Annotated in this window: 14 protein-coding genes; 3 read left to right on the plus strand and 11 right to left on the minus strand. The window is 74.4% G+C overall.

Annotated elements, in window-relative coordinates; translation table 11 throughout:
• Positions 1 to 140: 140 nt before the first annotated feature.
• The 3 genes from RM540_RS03490 (at position 141) to RM540_RS03500 (ending at position 2,349) form a co-directional block, all read left to right on the plus strand.
• Positions 141 to 380 carry a hypothetical protein gene (locus tag RM540_RS03490; RefSeq protein WP_311662136.1) on the plus strand — a complete coding sequence of 80 codons (240 nt, stop codon included), beginning with the start codon at positions 141 to 143 and terminating at the stop codon, positions 378 to 380.
• On the plus strand, positions 380 to 781 hold the full coding sequence (locus RM540_RS03495; protein WP_311662137.1) for a hypothetical protein: 402 nt from the start codon (positions 380 to 382) through the stop codon (positions 779 to 781). Before RM540_RS03490 ends, RM540_RS03495 begins: the two co-directional genes overlap by 1 nt.
• 98 nt (positions 782 to 879) lie before the next feature.
• A complete protein-coding gene (locus RM540_RS03500; RefSeq protein WP_311662138.1) occupies positions 880 to 2,349 on the plus strand; it encodes an NAD-dependent epimerase/dehydratase family protein in 1,470 nt (489 codons plus the stop codon).
• 241 nt (positions 2,350 to 2,590) lie between these two features.
• Here RM540_RS03500 and RM540_RS03505 read toward each other — a convergent pair whose 3' ends face one another.
• From RM540_RS03505 to RM540_RS03555, 11 genes are all read right to left on the minus strand, one after another.
• Positions 2,591 to 6,988 (minus strand): CusA/CzcA family heavy metal efflux RND transporter, encoded by a 4,398-nt coding sequence (locus RM540_RS03505; protein ID WP_311662139.1) that lies wholly within the window; start codon positions 6,986 to 6,988, stop codon positions 2,591 to 2,593.
• Between the two features lie 173 nt (positions 6,989 to 7,161).
• On the minus strand, positions 7,162 to 7,524 hold the full coding sequence (locus RM540_RS03510; RefSeq protein WP_311662140.1) for a hypothetical protein: 363 nt from the start codon (positions 7,522 to 7,524) through the stop codon (positions 7,162 to 7,164).
• A gap of 92 nt (positions 7,525 to 7,616) precedes the next feature.
• Positions 7,617 to 8,279 carry a PhoU domain-containing protein gene (locus tag RM540_RS03515; protein ID WP_311662141.1) on the minus strand — a complete coding sequence of 221 codons (663 nt, stop codon included), beginning with the start codon at positions 8,277 to 8,279 and terminating at the stop codon, positions 7,617 to 7,619.
• A gap of 142 nt (positions 8,280 to 8,421) precedes the next feature.
• Complete coding sequence (locus RM540_RS03520) at positions 8,422 to 9,099, minus strand: TetR/AcrR family transcriptional regulator (protein ID WP_311662142.1); 678 nt, start codon at positions 9,097 to 9,099, stop codon at positions 8,422 to 8,424.
• Complete coding sequence (locus RM540_RS03525) at positions 9,096 to 9,479, minus strand: hypothetical protein (protein WP_311662143.1); 384 nt, start codon at positions 9,477 to 9,479, stop codon at positions 9,096 to 9,098. The genes RM540_RS03520 and RM540_RS03525 overlap by 4 nt, the downstream gene beginning before the upstream one ends.
• 172 nt (positions 9,480 to 9,651) lie before the next feature.
• Positions 9,652 to 12,945 (minus strand): efflux RND transporter permease subunit, encoded by a 3,294-nt coding sequence (locus RM540_RS03530; protein ID WP_311662144.1) that lies wholly within the window; start codon positions 12,943 to 12,945, stop codon positions 9,652 to 9,654.
• A gap of 89 nt (positions 12,946 to 13,034) precedes the next feature.
• Positions 13,035 to 14,324, minus strand: coding sequence for an efflux RND transporter periplasmic adaptor subunit (locus tag RM540_RS03535; RefSeq protein ID WP_311662145.1), 1,290 nt, complete (start codon positions 14,322 to 14,324; stop codon positions 13,035 to 13,037).
• A 76-nt stretch (positions 14,325 to 14,400) separates the two neighbouring features.
• Positions 14,401 to 16,050 (minus strand): TolC family protein, encoded by a 1,650-nt coding sequence (locus tag RM540_RS03540; protein ID WP_311662146.1) that lies wholly within the window; start codon positions 16,048 to 16,050, stop codon positions 14,401 to 14,403.
• Positions 16,051 to 16,321: 271 nt separating this feature from the next.
• Positions 16,322 to 16,795: a GbsR/MarR family transcriptional regulator gene (locus tag RM540_RS03545; protein WP_311662147.1), complete on the minus strand. Its 474-nt coding sequence runs from the start codon at positions 16,793 to 16,795 to the stop codon at positions 16,322 to 16,324.
• 108 nt (positions 16,796 to 16,903) lie between these two features.
• A complete protein-coding gene (locus RM540_RS03550) occupies positions 16,904 to 17,770 on the minus strand; it encodes an SdiA-regulated domain-containing protein (protein WP_311662148.1) in 867 nt (288 codons plus the stop codon).
• A gap of 17 nt (positions 17,771 to 17,787) precedes the next feature.
• Complete coding sequence (locus RM540_RS03555) at positions 17,788 to 18,105, minus strand: PepSY domain-containing protein (protein ID WP_311662149.1); 318 nt, start codon at positions 18,103 to 18,105, stop codon at positions 17,788 to 17,790.
• Positions 18,106 to 18,126 lie beyond the last annotated feature (21 nt).

Consider the following 18,126-nt stretch of genomic DNA (forward strand, 5'->3'; position numbering starts at 1 on the left):
GGCCCAGAGCGGGGCGGGGCCATTCCGCCCACGCGCACGGGCGGGGCGGGGCGCCGCTCAGGGATTTCCTGTGAGCGTTTGTGGAGGAACTGCGAGGGGCGGCGGCGATTGACACCGCCCCCTTCACCACCCCGCCCCTCATGGCTGCCCCTACACAACCCGGCGCTGACAACCAGACCAAAAGCTGGCCCGAGCTCGCCATCGGCCTCTACGACAAGCTCACCGGCCGCGGCGCCGAGATCGCCTACGAGTTCGACAACTTCGAGCTCATGGTCCCGAGCGGCGTCGGCGACAACGTCGACCACGCGACGTGGAAGATGAACGGGACGCTCCGCATCCGCACGCGCGACGACCAGAACGGCGGGGCCGCCAACAAGTAGTGGCCCGCCGACTCCTCGTCGACGCCGACCTCGACCTGACCGTCGACGGCCGCCCCGTCACCGTCCGCGGCGACGGGCCGCGCGTGGTCGTCGACGTGGGCGACGCGCAGACGGCGTGGAAGGTGTTCGGCGGGCGCAGGCCCGGCCGCGGCGCCGTCCGCTCGCTCGTCGACCTGCTGGAGCGGTTCGGCGTCGACGTCGAGGTGGTCCTGGGCGGCCGCCCGCTCGCGTCGGTCGGCCCGTCGGCCGTGTCCGGCCGGCTCGCCCGCGCCGTCGGCCTGGGCGGCGTCCAGATCGAAGGCGGGGCGGCCGCCGCGACGGCGTTCGCCGACCCGCGCGTGCGTCGGGGCGTCGTGGGCGGGGCGTTCGCGCTCGGCCTGCTCCTCGGCCTCCGCCGCTAGCGCCGCACCTCAAGACGCGCGGGCGGGGTGGTCTCACGGCCGCCCCGCCCATTTCGAGTCGCCCCGACCGCGAGGCGCCCCTCCCCCACCCTGCCTTGATGTCCATGTCCGACCGGCCGACCGTCGCGATCGCCGGGGCCACGGGCTTCGTCGGCACCGCGATCCGCAAGGCGCTCGCGGACGACTACCGGCTCGTCGGCCTCACGCGCTCGGCCACGCGGGCGGGGCGGAAGGACCCGGACGACCCCGTCGAGTGGCGGCGGTGCGACCTGTTCTCGCTGCTCGAGCTGGAGCGCGGGCTCGAAGGCGCCGACTACGCCGTCTACCTCGTCCACTCGATGCTTCCGTCGTCGCGGCTGACGCAGGGGACGTTCGCGGACCTCGACCTGGTGCTCGCCGACAACTTCGCGCGCGCGGCCGAGCACAACGGCGTAAAGCAGGTCGTCTACCTCAGCGGCCTGCTCCCCGACGACAGGCAGGACCTCTCGCGCCACCTCCGCAGCCGGTTCGAGGTCGAGCAGACGCTGGCCGCGCGGTCGACGCCCGTGACCACGCTCCGAACGGGCCTCGTGGTCGGGGCGGGCGGGTCGTCGCTCCGCATCCTCGTCAACCTCGTGCGGCGGCTGCCGGCGATGGTGCTCCCGTCGTGGACCGAGTCGGACACGCAGCCGGTCGCGCTCCGCGACGTGGTCCGCGCCGTGCGCCTGGTGCTGGGCCACCCCGCCCGCTTCGACGGCGTGTTCGACGTGGCTGGGCCGGAGGTGATGACTTACCGCGAGATGATGGAGCGGACGGCCCGTGTGATGCGCCTCGACCGGCCCATGTTCGGGGTCCCGCTGATCACGCCGCGGCTCTCGACGCTCTGGGTCAGCCTCGTGTCGGGGAGCCCGCGGGCGCTCGCGGGGCCGCTCGTCGCCAGCCTCAAGCACGACATGGTGGTCCGCGACAACCCCGTGCAGGAGGCGATCGCGCCCGACGCGCTGGGGTTCGACGACGCCCTCCGCGCCTCGCTCGACGCCGAGGGGCATCTGCTCCCCGACCCGCGGACGCCGCTCCGCAAGCCCGACGCCCGCGTGATCCGCGAGGAGCGGCTCGTGCGGTCGGTCCAGCGGTTCCCGCTGCCGCCGGGGCGCTCGGCCGCGTGGGCCGCGCAGGAATACCTCCGGTGGCTCGACCGCTTTGCCGGCCCGTTCATCGACGTCGAGGTGTCGGGCGGCGACGAGCACACGGTCGCCCGGTTCCGCGTCGGGCCGGTGCCGCGGCCGGTGCTGGAGCTCACGTACTCGCCCGACCGGAGCCACCCCGACCGCGCCCTGTTCTACGTGACCGGCGGGCTCCTCCACAAGCCCGACACGCCGCACCGCGGGCGCCTCGAATTCCGCCAGATGCTCGGCGGGCGGACGCTCCTGGCCGGCATCCACGACTTCGCGCCGCGCCTCCCGTGGCGGCTCTACCAGTCGACGCAGGCGCTCGCGCACCTGTTCGTGATGCACGAGTTCGGCCGCCACCTCCGCCGGCTCGTCGACCGGGCGGACGCGGCGGCCGCCGGCGCCCCGGCTCCGGCGTAGGACCGCCCCGCCCGACCAGATGGGCGGGGCGGCAAGCGGGCGGGGCGGAAACCGGAGGGAAGGCAGGCAGGCAGCGGGCCGGCGAGAACCGCCCCACCCCGCCCGTAGGAGCGACCGGCGGTCGCCCGCCGGCCGAGACAAAACCCACCCCGCCCGCGGCGTGGGCGGGGTGGCGCCGTAGCGGCGTTGCGTGCAACGCCGTCGGGCCGCGGCGCATGGGTGGGGCGGGGCGGCCGCCGGGTCAGAACGCGGGGTCGAGGAGCGCGTCGACTTCCGTCCGCAGGCGGGCAGCGTCGAGGCGCGCGTCGAGCGCGTCGGCGCGCGTCTGGAGCAGGGCCGTCTGCGCCTGGAGCACTTCGAGGTAGCTCGCGGCCCCCTCGCGGCGCAGGCGGAGCGCGATGGCGTAGGCCCGCTCCGCCTGCGGCACCAGGCGCTCGGCGTAGAGGCCGGCCTGCTCGACGGCGGCGGCGAGCCGTGCGGCCCGCTGGCGGAGGTCGACCGCGAGGCCCACGGCGAGCCGGTCGCGCTCGGCCCGCGCGACCTCGACGGCGGCCGCGGCCGCCCGGTCCGGCGCGTCCGTCGCCAGCCGCGCGAGCGGGACCGCCACGCCGACGCGGCCGCCGAGGAAGCCGACCGCCCCGCCCTCGGTCTGGAGCGCGGCCTCGGCCCCGAACGACACGAGCCGCTCCGCCGCCACGGCGCGGGCGTCAGCCTCGGCCACGCGCACGGCGGCCTCGGCTGCCTGGAGGCGCGGGTTGGCCCGGACGAGGAGCGAATCCGTCGGGGCGAGCGCGTCCGCCCCGCCCTCAGGGAGCGGCTCGACCGCGAGCGGCAGGCGGTCCGCGAGCGCGGGCGGGGCGGTCGTGCCGAGGTAGGCGCCCAGCGCGGCGCGCGCGGCGCGGGCGAGTCCGGCGGCCTCGGCGCGGGCGCGCTCGGCCTGGGCGAGCGCGACCTCGGCCTGGAGCGGTTCGAGCGCGCCGGCCGCGCCCAGCTCCTGCCGCCGCGTCGAGGCGGTCGCAAAGCTCCGGGCCACGGCCACGGACGAGTCGGCGATCGCGAGCCGGGCGTCGGCGGCCACGGCCTCGACGTAGGCGAGCGCGGCCCGGAGGCGGACGCCCCGCCGCAGCGCGCCGCGCTCGGCCTCGGCCTGAGCCAAGAGCGCATCGGCCGCCCCGCGCTGGGCGCGGTAGAACGCCGGGAGCCGGAACGACTGCCCCACGCCGAGCGCCGTCTCGGTCCCCCCGAACCCGCCGTCGACCGTGGGCACGCGGTCGACGCCCAAGAAAAACTCGGTTGCTGGGAGGATCGCCGCGCTCTCGCGCCGGGCCGCCTCGCGGGCGACAGCCGCCGCCCCGCCCGCGAGCTCCGGCGCGACGGCCTCGGCGCGGTCGAGCGCGTCGGCGAGCGTGAGCGGGGCGTCCTGCGCCTGCGCCGCCCCGCCCGCGGCGAGGAGCGCGAGCCCGAGCGCCACCCCGCCCCGGCCGAGCCGCGCGGGCGGGGCGGGCGCGTGGCCGTCGCCCTGCGCGCTGGCCGGGGGCGGGGCGGCGCCCGAGCCGATCCAGGCGTAGACGGTCGGGAGCACGAAGAGCGTCAGGACCGTGCTCGTAACGAGGCCACCGATGACGACGGCCGCGAGCGGCCGCTGCACTTCGGACCCAGCGCCGCTGCCCAGCAGCATCGGCAGGAAGCCGACGCCCGCGAGCGTCGCCGTCGTGACGACCGCGCGGAGGCGCTGGTCGGCCCCCGCCAGGACCGCCTCGCGCGTCGGCAGCCCCTGCTCCTCGAAGCCGCGGATGGCGCCCACCATCACGAGCCCGTTGAGGACCGCGATGCCGAACAAGGCGATAAAGCCGACGCCGGCCGAGATCGAGAACGGCAGGCCCAGCAGGTACAGCATCGCCACCCCGCCCACGACCGACATCGGCACGCACAGGAAGATGACGGCCGCGGCCCGGGCCGACCCGAACGTCTGGTACAGGAGCACGACGATGAGCGCGAGCGCGATCGGGACCACGAGCGCGAGCCGCCGCGACGCCGCCTCCAGGTTCTCGAACTGGCCGCCGTAGGCCACGCGCGTGCCCGGCGGCAGGTCCACCTCGGCCCGGACGCGCGCCCGCACCTCGTCGACGAAGCCGGCCAGGTCGCGCCCGGCCACGTTCGACTGGACCGACACGAACCGGCTGCCCTCCTCGCGCGAGACCGACGCCGGCCCGGACTCGACGGCCACTGACGCGAGCGCCGAGAGCGGGACGCGCGCGCCCGTCGGCGTCACGACCGGGAGCGCCTCGATCGCGGCCGGGCTCGACCGCACGCCCGCCTGGAACCGGACGACGAGGTCGAACCGCCGCTCGCCCTCGTACACCTGGCCGGCCACCGCCCCACCCACGGCCGTCTCGACGATCCGGTTGAGCGCCGCGACCGTCAGCCCGTAGCGGGCGAGGGCGGGGCGGTCGGGGCGGACGACGAGCTGCGGGGAGCCCTCGGTCTGGTCGCGCGACACGGACGACGCGCCCGGCGTCTCGCGCACGATCCGCTCGATCTGGGCCGCGAGCGGGGTGAGGTCGTCGTAGTCCTCACCGAACACCTTCACGACGACGTCGCCGCGCGCGCCGGCCACGAGCTCGTTCGTCCGCATCTCGATGGGCTGGTAGAACTGGACGCCGGCCGGCACGTCCTCGACGGCCTCCTGCATGGCCGCCACGAGCGCGGCCTTCGTCCGCACCTCGCCGTCGACCTCGGGCCACGTGTGGCGCGGCTTGAGGATGACGTAGGCGTCGGTGATCTCGACGCCCATCGGGTCGGTCGAGATCTCGGGCCGGCCCGTGTTGCCGACGACGGTCTCGACCTCGGGGAACCGCACGAGCCGCCGCTCGACGTCGCCCGCGATCTCGATGGACTCGCTCAGCGACACGCTCGGGAGCCGGACGATCTGGGCCGCCACGTCGCCCTCGTCCAGTCGGGGGACGAACTCGGCGCCCAACCCGCCGAACCCGACCGCCGCCAGCGCGAACAGGAGCGCCGCCCCGCCCACGACGAGCCGGCGGGCGCCGAGCGCGCGGTCGAGGAGCGGGCGGTAGATCCGGTGCAGCCACGCGACGACCGGCGAGTGCTTGACCGGCTTCGTCGGGTCGAACACGAGCGAGCACATGACGGGCACGTAGGTCAGCGACAGGACGAGGGCGCCGACGAGCGCGAAGCTGACCGTCAGCGCCATCGGCGCGAACAGCTTGCCCTCGACGCCGCGCAGGAACAGGATGGGCAGGTAGACGACCAGGATGATGACCTCGCCGAACTGGGCCACCTTCCGCACCTCGAGCGTCCCGTCGCGCACGAGGTCGCGGAAGCCCTCCTTCGTGAGCCGCCCCGCCCCGCCCTCGTCCTGGACCACGCCGATCCGCCGGAGCACGTTCTCGACGATGATGAGCGAGCCGTCGACGACGAGCCCGAAGTCGATGGCGCCCAGGCTCATGAGGTTCGCGCTCTGGCCCGTGATCCACATGCCGATAAAGGCGAACATCATGGCCAGCGGGATCACGCTCGCGAGCACCAGCCCCGCCCTCAGGTTCACGAGCAGGATCAGGAGCACGACGATGACCAAGAGCGCGCCTTCGGCGAGGTGCTTCGCGACCGTCCGGATCGTGCGGTCCACGAGCGCTGTCCGGTCGTAGTACGGCTCGATGACGACACCGTCGGGCAGCGCCCGCTGGATCTCGGCGATCCGCTCTTTCACGGCCGAGACGACGACGCGGGCGTTCGCGCCCTTGAGCTGGAGCGCGAAGCCGGTCACGACCTCGCCCTCGCCGTCCTGCGTCGCGGCCCCAAAGCGGACGGCCGCGCCGTCGCGGACCTCGGCCACGTCGCCCAGCGTGACCGGCGTGCCGCCGCGCGTGGCGACGACCGACTGCCTCAAGTCCTCGGCCGACTCGACGAGGCCGGCCGTGCGGACCGCCAGCTGCTCCGGCCCGGTCTCGATCGTCGCCGCGCCCGCGTTCCCGCTCGCCTCGGCCGTCGCCTCGAACACCTCACGGAGCTCCAGCCCGTAGCCCGCGAGCCGGTCGGGGTCGACGAGCACCTGGACCTGCCGGAGCTCGCCGCCGATCGAGTTGACCTCGGCCAAGCCCGGCACGCCCAGCAGCTGCCGGCGGACGATCCAGTCCTGGACCGTGCGCAGCTCCATCGCCGAGAGGCGGCCGGTCGTGTCGCGGAGCGTGTACCGGAACACCTCGCCCAGCCCCGTCGAGACCGGCCCCAGCTCGGGCGTCTCGGCGCCCGGCGGGAGCTCGTCGTTCAGGCCGCGCAGCGCCTCCAGGATGAGCTGGCGACCGAAGTACGTGTCGACGCCGTCCTCGAAGACGACCGTCACGACGGAGATCCCCTGGCGCGAGAGCGAGCGGAGCTCGACCACGTCGGGCAGCGACTTCAGCGAGAGCTCGACCGGGACCGTCACGAACCGCTCGACTTCGAGCGGCGACAGCGCCGGCGCCTGCGTGAGCACCTGGACCTGGTTGTTGGTGACGTCGGGGACGGCGTCGACGGGCAGCCGCGTGGCGGCGTACAGGCCCGCGGCGACGAGGGCGGCGGTGCCGAAGAGGACGAGGACCCGCTGGCGGAGCGAGAACGCGACGATGCGATCGAACATGGGGGGACCGAGAACCGGGCGGGGCGGAGTCCCACCGGCCGCCGGGGACGGCGCGCGATTACGCGCGTCCGCAGGCAGCGGGCGGGGTGGTTCGGGCCGCGCCTCCAACAGGCGCGGCGGTCCACACGGGGCGGCGCTGCGGGTTCACCGAGCGCGAGAGCGTGCGGACGGTCCTAGACCAAGGGCACGTGGTCGAGCCCCAGCGGCTCGACCTCGGGCGGGGCGGCGACGAACGCGGCAAACGCGGCCGCCCCGCCCACCAACCGGGCGCCGACGTCGGGGACGACGCCGGTCGGCGCGAACACGACGTGGCAGAGGCAGTCGGCGAACGCGCCCGCGTGGCCGTCTGCGCCGTGGGCGTCGCCCGGCGCCGGGGCGGGGTGGGCGCCCGGCGCGAACGAGGCGTCCGTGTGCGCCTCACCGTGCTCGGCCGCCTCCGCCTCGTCGGCGCACGCGACGAGGTCCGTCGCCTGCACGGCGACGACGACCGCGAGGAGCGCGGCGAGAACGGGGAGGGCGCGGCGGAGCCGTGTCATGCGCGTCGAAGGTACGAGGGCGGGGAGGGGCGCCGCTCTAGGCTCCGGCGAATTGGCGTCCACCCCGCCCCAGACGCAGCGGGCGGGGCGGCCTACTCCTCGCTCCACGTCGGCGCGTTGCGCACCTGGTCGAACGGGAGCGCCACGGCCGAGATGATGTTCGAGAGGTGCGACGACACGCGCCCGATGATCCGGGCCGACATGGCGAGCACGGCGGCCGCGTTGGGCGAGAGGTCGGGGTCCGACGTGATCTCACGGAGGAAGGTGGCCACGTCGTCCTTGGTCTGGGCGTGCTCGTCCATGAGCGCGCGGGCCTCGCGCGAGTCGCCGCCAGTAAACGCCTGGCGGGCACGGGGGAACGCGGATTGGACCCGGTCGCGGACCACGCTCAGCGCTTCGACGTGGCGGCCCATCCGGGGGCGGTCGGCCAGCTCGGACACCTTCGCGAGCGTCTTCGCGAGGTCCCCGCACCGCTCGGCGTCCTGGACGACGGACACGAGGAGGAGGCTGAACGAGGTCTCGTGTTGGGGCGCGGCCACGATGTGCTCCAGGACGGCCCGGCGGACGGCCTGCTCGCCGTCGTTGACGCGGTCGTCGAGCGATCCCAGGTCGATGCGCAGCGGCTCGTTGTCGAGGAGGCAGCCGGTCGCCGCGGCGAACATCTCGGCGCTCGTGTCGAGCATGGCGGCCAGGTCGCGGACGGCCCGCTCGATGAGGGGCGGGCGGGCGCCGGTGAGGAAACGGAAGAGCTGCATGGGCGGGGGGATGCGTTACCGAATTGTTACGCACCGGGATACCCATTGGTGCCGCACCCGGCGTTTCCCCACCCCGCCCCGCTCTCCGAGGGCGGGGCGGCCCCTCTCCCACCCCGCCCCTGCGGAGCGGGCGGGGTGGCCGCTACTCCACCGGCCCCGCCGCGACACCGTCGAACAGGAGCGCCGTGAGGTAGTCGGCCACGCCGCCCGCGCCGGGTCCGCCCGCGTCCGGTCCACCCGAGCGGGGCGGGGCGGCGCACGCGTCGACGGTTTGGATGAGCGTCCCGATGAGCGCCCCGAACGCGACATGCGCCGTGAGGCGGGCCGGCACCGGGCGGAGCTCGCCGCGCGCCACGGCCCGCTCGATGGGCGGCACGAGCGCCTCGACGAGCCCGTCGCGCCGCGCCCGGAGCGCCTCCGCCTGCTCGCCCTCCCCGCCCGCGGCCAGCAGTTGGGGGACCTCGCGGAGGTGGACGCGCAGGAGATCGCGGTGGGCCTCGAAGTAGGCCGCCACGCGAGTGGCGAACGCGTGGAAGCGGCCCCGGAGCGGGGTGCCGTCCTCGGCCAGGTGGCGGTCGGCGAGGGCGTGGAGTTCGTCGAAGTGCTGACCCAGGACGGCCACGAACAGGCCAGCCTTGCCACCCTCGACGTGGTTGTAGATCGTCCCCTTGCCCACCTCGGCGCGCGCGGCGATCTCGTCCACCGTCGCGCCGAGGTAGCCGCGCTCGGCGAACGTGGCGCGGGCTGCGTCGAGGATCGCCGCCCGGAGCATCTCCTGCGCGCGCTCTTTCCAGGTCGGGAGGGGCTTCTCAGACGTCATCGGGTCAGGGGTGAGGTGGGCTCGTGGAGCCACCGGAGCGCGCCCTGCCAGTCGTCGCCGAAGCGGCGGACCGACGGGCCGCCGGCGGGGCGGTCGGCGGGGGGCGGGGTGGCGCCGACAAGGGCGATCCGGTCGACGGCGCCGGACAGCGGTGGCCGGCGCAGCGCCCGCCCGACGCGGAACTCGTCGCTCGTCAGGCTCTCGTCGACGACCAGGACGTCCTCGGCGAAGACGAGCAGCCGGAACGGGCCGCTCTCGGCCCACCGCAGGAGGTCGCCGAGCAACGCCTCGCGGTGCTCCTCGCCCACGGCCCCCACGAAGTACGCAGAGCGGACACGGGGTCCGGCGGGCGGGGCGGCCTCGGAGGTGGAGACGTACACGGGGCGGGGTGGCGGGTTTGGGCGGGTGGCCCCCTGGTGAGTATGTGTCCCCGCCCCGCCCTAGAGCACGGTTCGGGATGGTACAGGGTACTCGGTACGGAGTACGCAAGCGCCGCGCATGTGCAGGACCGTACCGCGTACCCGGTACCCCGTACCCAATCCGGAGGGTGCCTTAGTCCAGGGCGGGGACGGGCGCGAGGGCGGGGTCTGGGCGCTCGGTCGCGCTCGGCTCCGTCGTCGGGTCGCCGTGCGGGTCCTCGCGGCCGAGCTTGCCGCGGAACCACGCGCCCAGGTCGTCGAAGTAGGTGTAGGCCACGGGCACCACGATGAGCGTGAGGATCGTCGACGTGATGAGGCCGCCGATCACGGCCCGCGACATCGGCGCGCGGAACCCGCCGCCTTCGCCCAGCGCGAGCGCGCTCGGGAGCATGCCCGCGATCATCGCCAGCGTCGTCATGACGATGGGCCGGAGCCGGACCTGCCCGGCCTCGGCCAGCGCCTGGAACCGATCGACGCCCTCGCGCCGCCGCTCGTTGGCGTTGTCGATGAGCAGGATCGCGTTCTTGACCACGAGGCCGAAGAGCAGGATCACCCCGATCATCGACATCATGTTCAACGTGTCGTTGGTGAGCAGGAGCGCGACGAACACGCCGATGAGCGACAGCGGAAGCGACATCATGATCGCGAACGGCTGCGTGATCGACTCGAACTGCGAGGCCAGGATGAGGAAGATGAGGATGATGGCGAGCAGGATGGCCTGGATCACGTAGCCGCCGGTCTCGGCCAGCTGCTCGGTCTCGCCGCCGAACCCGACCGTGTAGCCGGCCGGGATGTCCATCTGGTCGAGCCGGGCCTGGATGGCCTGCGTGGCCTCCGACACCGAGAGGCCCGTGGCCGGGCTCCCCGAGATCGTCGCCGTCCGCTGGAGGTCGGTCCGGTCGATCTGGGACGGCGCCGTGCCCTCCTCGATGGCCGCGATCTGCTCGAGCGGGACCGACCCGCCCTGCGGCGTCGCGATCGGGATCTGCGCGATGTCGCGGACCGACTGGCGGAGCTCCGGGGCTACCTGGACGACCACGTCGCGCTCCTCGCCCGTCGGGTCCTGCCAGGTGGTCACCTCCTGGCCGGCCAGCTCGGGCCGCACCGTGCCCGCCACCCCGCCCACGGTCAGCCCGAGCTCGTTGGCGACGTTGCGGTTGACGGCGATCCGGAACTCCGGCCGCGGCTGGCCCAGCGAGTTCTGCACGTCGACGACCTCCGGGAGCGCGGCGACCTCGGCCTCGACGGCCTGCGCGAGCTCCTGGAGCCCCTCGACGTCCGGCCCCCGCACCTCGACGGCGAGCGGGGCGACTGCCCCGCCGATGCCGCCGGCGTCGAGCACCGACGTGGTCACGCCGAAGAGGGGCGCGAGCGTCTCGCGGGCGGCGGCCTGCACCTCCTGCTGCGTCCGGTCCCGCTCGCCGGTCCCGACGAGCGACACGAACACCTCGCCGGACGTGACCGTCCCGGTCTGCCCAGCGCCCACCGTCGTGTAGGTGTAGTCCACGCCGTCAAGGCCGCGGAGCGCCCTAGAGACCTGCTCGGCCTTGTCGCGCGTGTAGGTCAGGCTCGACCCGTCCGGCGTCTCGAACTGGACCACGAACTGGCTCTGGTCCTGGGGCGGCAGGAAGCTGCCGCCGATGAGCGGGAACAGGAACAGGCTCCCAACGAACAGGGCCGTCGCCCCGAGGACGGTCGTCTTGCGGTGGCGGAGCGCCCACTCGATGATGCCGTGGTAGCGGAGCGCGGTCCGGTCGAACCAGCGGTTAAAGGCCGAGATAGCGCGCTTGAGCGGGTTCTTCGACGGCGCCCCGTGGCCGCCCTCGACGTGCGGGTCCACGCCCCAGTGGGCGGCCATCATGGGCGTGAGCGTGAACGCGACGAAGAGCGAGACGAGGACCGCGAAGGCTACCGTCAGCCCGAACTGGTAGAAAAAGCGGCCGACGATGCCGCCCATGAACGCGACCGGCACGAAGACGGCCACGATCGAGAGCGTCGTCGCCATGACGGCGAGGAAGATCTCCTTGGTGCCGTCGGCGGCGGCCTCGAAGTAGCCCTTCCCCATCTCGCGGTGGCGCACGACGTTCTCGATGACCACGATCGCGTCGTCGATCAGGATGCCGATGGAGAGCGAGAGCGCGAGCAGCGAGATGATGTTGAGCGTGAACCCGAGCACGCCCATGAGGATGAACGCCGCGATGACCGACACGGGCAGCGCGAGCGCCGTGATGACCGTGGCCTTCCCGTCGTTGAGGAAGAGCATGACGATCACGACCGTCAGGATGCCGCCCAGGACCAGCTCGAAGAGCGTGTCGTTGACCGAGTGCTCGATCGTGACCGAGTTGTCGCGGATCACCTGGAGCTCGGTCTGGGCGGGGAGGGCGGCCTGGATCTCGGCGACGGTCTCGCGCACGCCCTCGGCCACGTCGACCGTGTTGGAGCCGGACACCTTGAGGATGTTGAGGGCCACGGCCCGCTCGCCGTTCACGAGCGCGACCGACCGCTCCTCCTCGGTCGCGTCCCGGACGGTCGCCACGTCGCCCAGCCGGATCGGCGTGCCGCCGCGGTTGGCGACGACGATGTCGTTGAACTCGTCGGGCTCCTCGATGCGGCCGACGACGCGGACGAGCTGCTCGGCCGTGCCGCGCTCGACGCGGCCGGCGGGGACCTCGAGGTTCTGGGCCTGGAGCGCCCCGATCACCTCGTTCACGCTCACGCCCTGAGCCTGGAGCCGGGCGGGATCGACGTTGACGCGGATCTCGCGGGCCAACCCGCCCGCCACCTGCACCTCGCCGACGCCGGGGACGGCCTCGAGCTGGCGCCGGATGTCCTCGTCGGCGAGCGACGTGAGGTCCTGGATGGGGAGCGCGGTCGACGAGACGGCCAGCGACACGATGGGCTGGGCCGACGGGTCGAACGTCTGCACGAGCGGCTCCTCGATGTCGGCCGGGAGGTCGGCGCGGACCGTCGCGATCTTCGAGCGGATGTCGTTGGCGGCGTCGTCGGAGCTCCGGTCGAGGTCGAACTCGACGATGATCTGGGAGACGCCCTCGAGCGAGATCGACGTGATGCCGTCGACGCCCTCGACCGGGTTGAACGCCTGCTCGAGCCGCTCGGACACCTCGCGCTCGATCGTCTCGGGGCTCGCGCCCGGGTACACGGTCGTCACGGTGACGACCGGGATCTCGACGTCGGGGAACTGGTCGATGGGCAGGTTCCTGAGCGAGAACAGCCCGAGCACGATGAGCCCGAGCATGATCATCGACGTGAACACGGGGCGCCGGATGGCGACACCGCTCAGGCCGGAGTAGCGGTCCTCGTCGAGGTCGGGCTCGGCGGCCGGGGCGGGCACCTCGGCCGCGTGGTAGCCGGGGTCGTCCGAGAAGCCGTCGCCGTGGGGGCGGCCGTCGTTTGGTTGGTCAGTCATCGGAGTGCGGGCTCGGGGCGATTCACGGAGGCGGTTCGTCGGGGGTCCGGCGCCCTGGGCGTCTGGGCGGACCCGCCGGCTCACCGGCTTTACTGAGGGGCGACCGCGGACGCGGCGGCCGGGCGGGGCGGGGCGGCGCTGGACGAGGCGCCGGCGAGGCGCACGCGGGCGCCGTCGACGGTGTCGGTCGTGGGCGCGACGACCACGCGGTCGCCGGCCTGGATCTCGCCCTGCACGGCGATCACGCCGCGCGACGGGTCGCGCTGGACGATGCCGACGGGCTGCTGCCGGATCACGTCGTTGCGGACGACGAGCACGGACGCCGCCTCGCCGTCTTCGGTCTGGCGCGTGCGGACGGCGCTCTCGGGGACGAGGAGCGCGTCGTCGAGCGTCTCCGAGACGACGGTGCCGGTCGCGAAGAGGCCGCCGACCAGGCCGCTCGGGTTCGGGAGGCGGAGGAACACGGAGACCTGGCGCGAGGCGGGGTCGGCGGTGGCGACGACGCGCGAGACGGACCCGCGGAAGGTCTGGCCCGGGTACCCGTCGATCTGGAACACGACGGGGTCGCCGACGCGGACGCGGCCGGCCTCCCCGACGCCGACCTGCCCGCGCAGCTCGAGGGCGCCCGTGCTGACGACGGTGTAGAGCGTCTGGCCGGGAGCCACGGCCTCGCCGGGTTCGGCGGGGCGGGCGCTGACGGACCCCGAGAGCGGGGACCGGACGGTCGTCCGGGCCGCCTGCTCGCCGGCGGCCGTGGCCTGCGACTGCGCGTTGGCCACCTGGCCGCGGGCGGCCGCGACCTGCCCGCGGGCGGCCGTGAGGTTGGCGCGGGCCGAGGCGACCTGGGCCTGGGCCGCCTCGACCTGGGCCTGGGCGGCCTGGTAGTCCAGCCGCGACATGGCCCCCTCGTTGTAGAGGAGCTGGGCGCTCGCGGCCTGCTCGCGCGCGAGCGCCAGCTGGGCCTGGGCGGCCTCGACGCCGGCCTGGGCGCTCGAGACGCCGGCCTCGGCGCTCGTCACGCCGGCCTCGGCGCTCCCGACGCCGGCGCGCGTGGCGGCGGCCTGGCTGCGGACGCCCTCGGCGATGACCGTCGCCATGACGGCCCCGCGCGAGACGCGGTCGCCCTCCTGGTAGCGGAGGCTCCCGAGGGTGCCGCCGACCTGGGCCTTGACGTCGACCTGCTGGGCGGGTTCGAGGGTGCCGGTGATCTGGATGCCGGACTGGATCTCACCCCGCTCGACGGCGGCCACGTCGGTCGAGGCCAGCACGAGCGGGGCGGCCTCGGCCTCGGCGGGGTCGGGGGCCTCGTCGCCGCCGCACGCGGCGAGGGCGAGGAGGAGCGGGAGGGCGAGGAGCGCCCGGCGGGGGGTCGCGGTCATCACGGTCGGAGACAAAGGGGCGGGGTGGGAAGAGTGCTGCCGGAGCGGGGAGGCAAGGGGCCACCCCGCCCGCGCGCTAGCCGTCGGACGGAAGCGGCGTGCCGCCGTCGGTGGGCGTGAGGGTGCCGGGCACGGTGTCCGACGGGGCGGGCGGGGCGGCGTCGGCAGGGTCGGCGAGCGGCTGGCCGGTCCCCATCGAGAACGGGGACGGGGTGCCGGTGGCGTCGGTGATCGACCGGGCGAGGTCGGTGTCGGCCGTGTAGAAGTTGGCGAGGGCCTGCACGAGGTTGCTCCGGGCCTGGAGCAGCCCGAGCCGCGCGTTCGAGACCTCGAGCTGGGTCGCGAGCCCCTCGCGGTACTGGAGGTCGGTGAGCCGGTAGACGCGCGCGGCCTGGTCGACCGTCGTCTGGCGGGCGGCGATGAGGGCGGCGGCCCGGCGCTTTTCGCGGAGGGCCTGCTCGACCTGGAGTTGGACGGCCTCGACGAGCTGGTCGCGCTGGAGCTCGGCCTGCAACAGCTCGACGCGAGCCTCGGCCACCTGGGCGCGCCGGCGGAACCCGTCGAAGATGGGGATCTGAACGCCGAGCGAAACGGTCCAGTCGGTCCGGGGGTCGCCGTCGAAGGCGAAGATCGACGAGGGGAAAAGGGTCTGCCCGTAGTTCGTCGTCAGCGCGACCGACGGGAGGTAGGCGGCCTTCTGGAGCCGGACCTGCTGCTCGCGGACGCCCACCTGGGCCTGGGCCGCGAGGATCGCCGCCCGCTGCGCCGTCGACGCGGCCGGGTCGATGTCGACGTCGGCGAGGGCGGCCGACGGCGGGAGCGTGAGGTCGGTCGTGAGCACGACCGGCTGGTCGTAGGGGACGTTCGCGAGCCGCTTCAGGTTGAGCACGGCGAGGTCGGCTGCGTTCTGGGCCTGGACCTGCTGCGGGCGGAGGTTTTCGAGGTCGACCTCGGCCCGGAGCACCTCGAGCTCCGACGCCCGCCCCGCCCGCAGCCGGAGCCGCTCCTCGTCGAGGAACGCCTGCGCCTGCTCGATGGCGGCCTGCGAGATGCCGACGAGCTCCTGCGCCACGAGCGCCTGGATGTACGCCTGCTCCACCTGGAGCCGGACGTCGGCGACCTCCTCGACCTCGTTGTACGTCACGGCCTCGCGGACGCCCTTGGCGATGCGCGTGCCGACGAAGGCCTGGGGGGCGAACAGGACCTGCGAGCCGCTGAGCGAGGCGGAGTACGCGTTTTCCTGACCAAACGGGAGCCCCTCGAACAGGCCGCCGAGCGCGGCGAACGCAGCGCTCGACGCGTTCTGCTCGAGGTACGACACGCGCTCTTCGAGCGGGGCGGTCGGGTCGGGCCGGAACTGGAGCGAGTCGGGGAGTTCGAGCCCGTTGCCGGTGTCGAACTGGGACGCCAGCGTCCGCTGGTAGCCCAGGTTGGCGCTGACCTGGGGGAAAAGCTGGGCGTAGGCGGCGTCGACCTGGGTCTCGGCGAGGTCGACCTGGGAGCGCGCGAGCTCGACCTCCTCGCTCTCGGAGAGCGCGCGCGCGACGGCGGCCTCCAGGCTGAGCGGGGCGGCCGGGCCGGTGGGCTCGGGCGGGTTGATGGGGACGGCGCCCGAGTCGGGCAGCACGGCGGCCGTGGAGTCGGGGCGCGGGACCCGGGGAACGTCCTGCGCGGCGGCGCCGGAGGCGAGCACGGCGAACAGGCCGAGGGAGACGAGACGACGCATGGGGGGCGGCTTGATCGTTTGGTTCAGCACCCACTGAACCTGCGTGACTACACGTCCACCGCCCGACCGATGTTGCATGAAGTGGGCGCCAAGTCGGCGCCCCTCCACGCTTACCGCCCCGCCCAGCCGCGTGGCGAGGTCCGCACGCAAGGTGGGGCACCGGGCGGGGTGGCGTGCCCCATTGTTTTCTAGGGGAAAGGCCGCGCGTCCGCGTCGGGAGCCCGGTGGCCGCCCCGCCCGCCGTCGCCTCAGCCGCCCCGCCCCGCCCGCGTCAGCAGCGGCGGGCGTTCTCGAAGGCCTCGGCCACCTCGGGGAGCTGGCGGGCCGCGATCCCGTAGAGGTCGCGCATCTCGCGGAGCCGCCACGGGTCCGCCTCGGGCGACCGCTCCTGGACGAGGGCGAGGCCGCGCTCGGCCGCCCCGTGCATCCGCCGGACGCGGTCGGTGGTCCACGAGAGCACGCGCGACCACGCGTCGGGCGCCATGCGGAAGTGGGTCCGGCGGTCGCCCGGGAGCGCGACGCGCTCGACGAGGCCGCCGTCGACGAGGAGCCGCGTCATGCTCGACACCGACCCCTTGCTCACGCCGAGCGCCTCGACGAGCTCGTCGAACGACTGGTGGGGCGGCTCGCAGACGAGGAGCCACCCGAGGATGCGGCCGGCGATCCGGGGCCGCCCGTGGTCCTCCAGGATGTGGCCGATGTCGTCGACGAACTGCGCCTCCTCGTCGGACAGGGTCGTCGGCATGGGCGGGGCGGGCTCGGGGGGCGGGCAACATAGCGCCGCCCCGCCCCGCCTTTCGGGCACGGGCGGGGCGGAGCTCAGGCGGCCGATCCGCGGGCGGGGTGGCCGCCTTTACGGCGCCGGCTCGTAGGCGAACCGGACGAGGACGGCCGGGCCGTCGCCGCCCTCGCTCGACACGAACGCGTCGCCGTTGGGGAGGAACGCGAGGCCCTCGGGCTGCTCGAAGGCGGCCGGGCCGAGGTCCCACGCGTCGACCACGGCGCCGTCGGCGTCGAGCGACACGAGCGCCTCGCGCTTCGACGACAGCACGACCGTGTGCCCGGTGAGGGGGTGGACGGCCAGAGCCGACGGGCGGAGCTTTTTCTCGCCCGGCACGGCGTCGCGGTCGAGCACGAGGACGGGCTCGGAGAGGAGCGCGTTCGCGTCCAGGTCGAAGGCGTAGACGCGGTTGAAGCCGTCGTCGTCCTCCTTTTTGCACGCGATCAGGAGGCGCTCCCCGTCCGTTCCCAGGCCCTCGGCGTCGCACGCCTTGGCGCCCAGGCCGGTCTCATACGTCGTCGCCCGGGCCTCGTCGCCGTCCCACCCGTCGAGCTCCAGGACGGCGCCGTCGGCGCGGAGCACGAACAGGCGGTCGCCCACGAGCTCGATCCCCTCGTAGTCGCCGGGCGGCCCGAACGGGACGACGGCCGTCACGCGGCCGGTCTCGGGGGAGAGCACGTAGAGGTCGCCGTCCTCGTCTTGGACGGCGCCGAGCGAGCCGTCGTCGAGGACGGTGAGGGCCGAGATCTCGACCAGCTCGTCGGGCAACTCGAAGCGGGCGACGGGCCGGTCGAAGCGGTACGGGCTCGCGGACGGCGCGCCGGGCGGGGCGGCCTCCGCCGGGGCGGGACGCGTCGCGGGCGGGGCGGAGTCGGCGGAGACTTCAGAGCCGCAGGCGGAGAGAGCCAGGGCGAGGCAGGCAGCGTGGAGAGCGGTCATGGGTCGGGGGGATGGGATCAGTCGCGCTCGAAGCACAGGACCTCGCCCGAGCCCGCGTCGACGACGACGTCGAACTCGGCCCGGTCCTGCGTCAGCTCGACCTCGTAGACGAGGAAGCCGTCTTCGTCGTCCAGATCGACGTCGGCGACGACGGCGCCGGGGACGGCGACGACCGCGGCGGCGCGGGCGTCCTCGACCGACACCGTCGGGCGGGCGTCGGCCGGGAGCGTCCCGGTGACGGGGCCGCACTCGGGGGCGGGGCGGTCCGCCAGCTGCGAGACGCCAAAGGCGACGGCGAGGACGGCGAGGGCGCCGAGGAGGAGGCGGGAAAGCATAGGTCGGAGACGGTCAAACGT

The organism is Rubrivirga litoralis (genome assembly GCF_031846415.1).
Lineage (GTDB): Bacteria > Bacteroidota > Rhodothermia > Rhodothermales > Rubricoccaceae > Rubrivirga > Rubrivirga litoralis.

Excerpts from the sequence above, each read along its gene's own strand:
- RM540_RS03490 (WP_311662136.1), top strand. The coding sequence starts at position 141 with ATGGCTGCCCCTACACAACCCGGCGCTGACAACCAGACCAAAAGCTGG.
- RM540_RS03500 (WP_311662138.1), top strand. The coding sequence starts at position 880 with ATGTCCATGTCCGACCGGCCGACCGTCGCGATCGCCGGGGCCACGGGC.
- RM540_RS03505 (WP_311662139.1), bottom strand. The coding sequence starts at position 6,988 with ATGTTCGATCGCATCGTCGCGTTCTCGCTCCGCCAGCGGGTCCTCGTC.
- RM540_RS03510 (WP_311662140.1), bottom strand. The coding sequence starts at position 7,524 with ATGACACGGCTCCGCCGCGCCCTCCCCGTTCTCGCCGCGCTCCTCGCG.
- RM540_RS03515 (WP_311662141.1), bottom strand. The coding sequence starts at position 8,279 with ATGCAGCTCTTCCGTTTCCTCACCGGCGCCCGCCCGCCCCTCATCGAG.
- RM540_RS03520 (WP_311662142.1), bottom strand. The coding sequence starts at position 9,099 with ATGACGTCTGAGAAGCCCCTCCCGACCTGGAAAGAGCGCGCGCAGGAG.
- RM540_RS03530 (WP_311662144.1), bottom strand. The coding sequence starts at position 12,945 with ATGACTGACCAACCAAACGACGGCCGCCCCCACGGCGACGGCTTCTCG.
- RM540_RS03535 (WP_311662145.1), bottom strand. The coding sequence starts at position 14,324 with ATGACCGCGACCCCCCGCCGGGCGCTCCTCGCCCTCCCGCTCCTCCTC.
- RM540_RS03540 (WP_311662146.1), bottom strand. The coding sequence starts at position 16,050 with ATGCGTCGTCTCGTCTCCCTCGGCCTGTTCGCCGTGCTCGCCTCCGGC.
- RM540_RS03545 (WP_311662147.1), bottom strand. The coding sequence starts at position 16,795 with ATGCCGACGACCCTGTCCGACGAGGAGGCGCAGTTCGTCGACGACATC.
- RM540_RS03550 (WP_311662148.1), bottom strand. The coding sequence starts at position 17,770 with ATGACCGCTCTCCACGCTGCCTGCCTCGCCCTGGCTCTCTCCGCCTGC.
- RM540_RS03555 (WP_311662149.1), bottom strand. The coding sequence starts at position 18,105 with ATGCTTTCCCGCCTCCTCCTCGGCGCCCTCGCCGTCCTCGCCGTCGCC.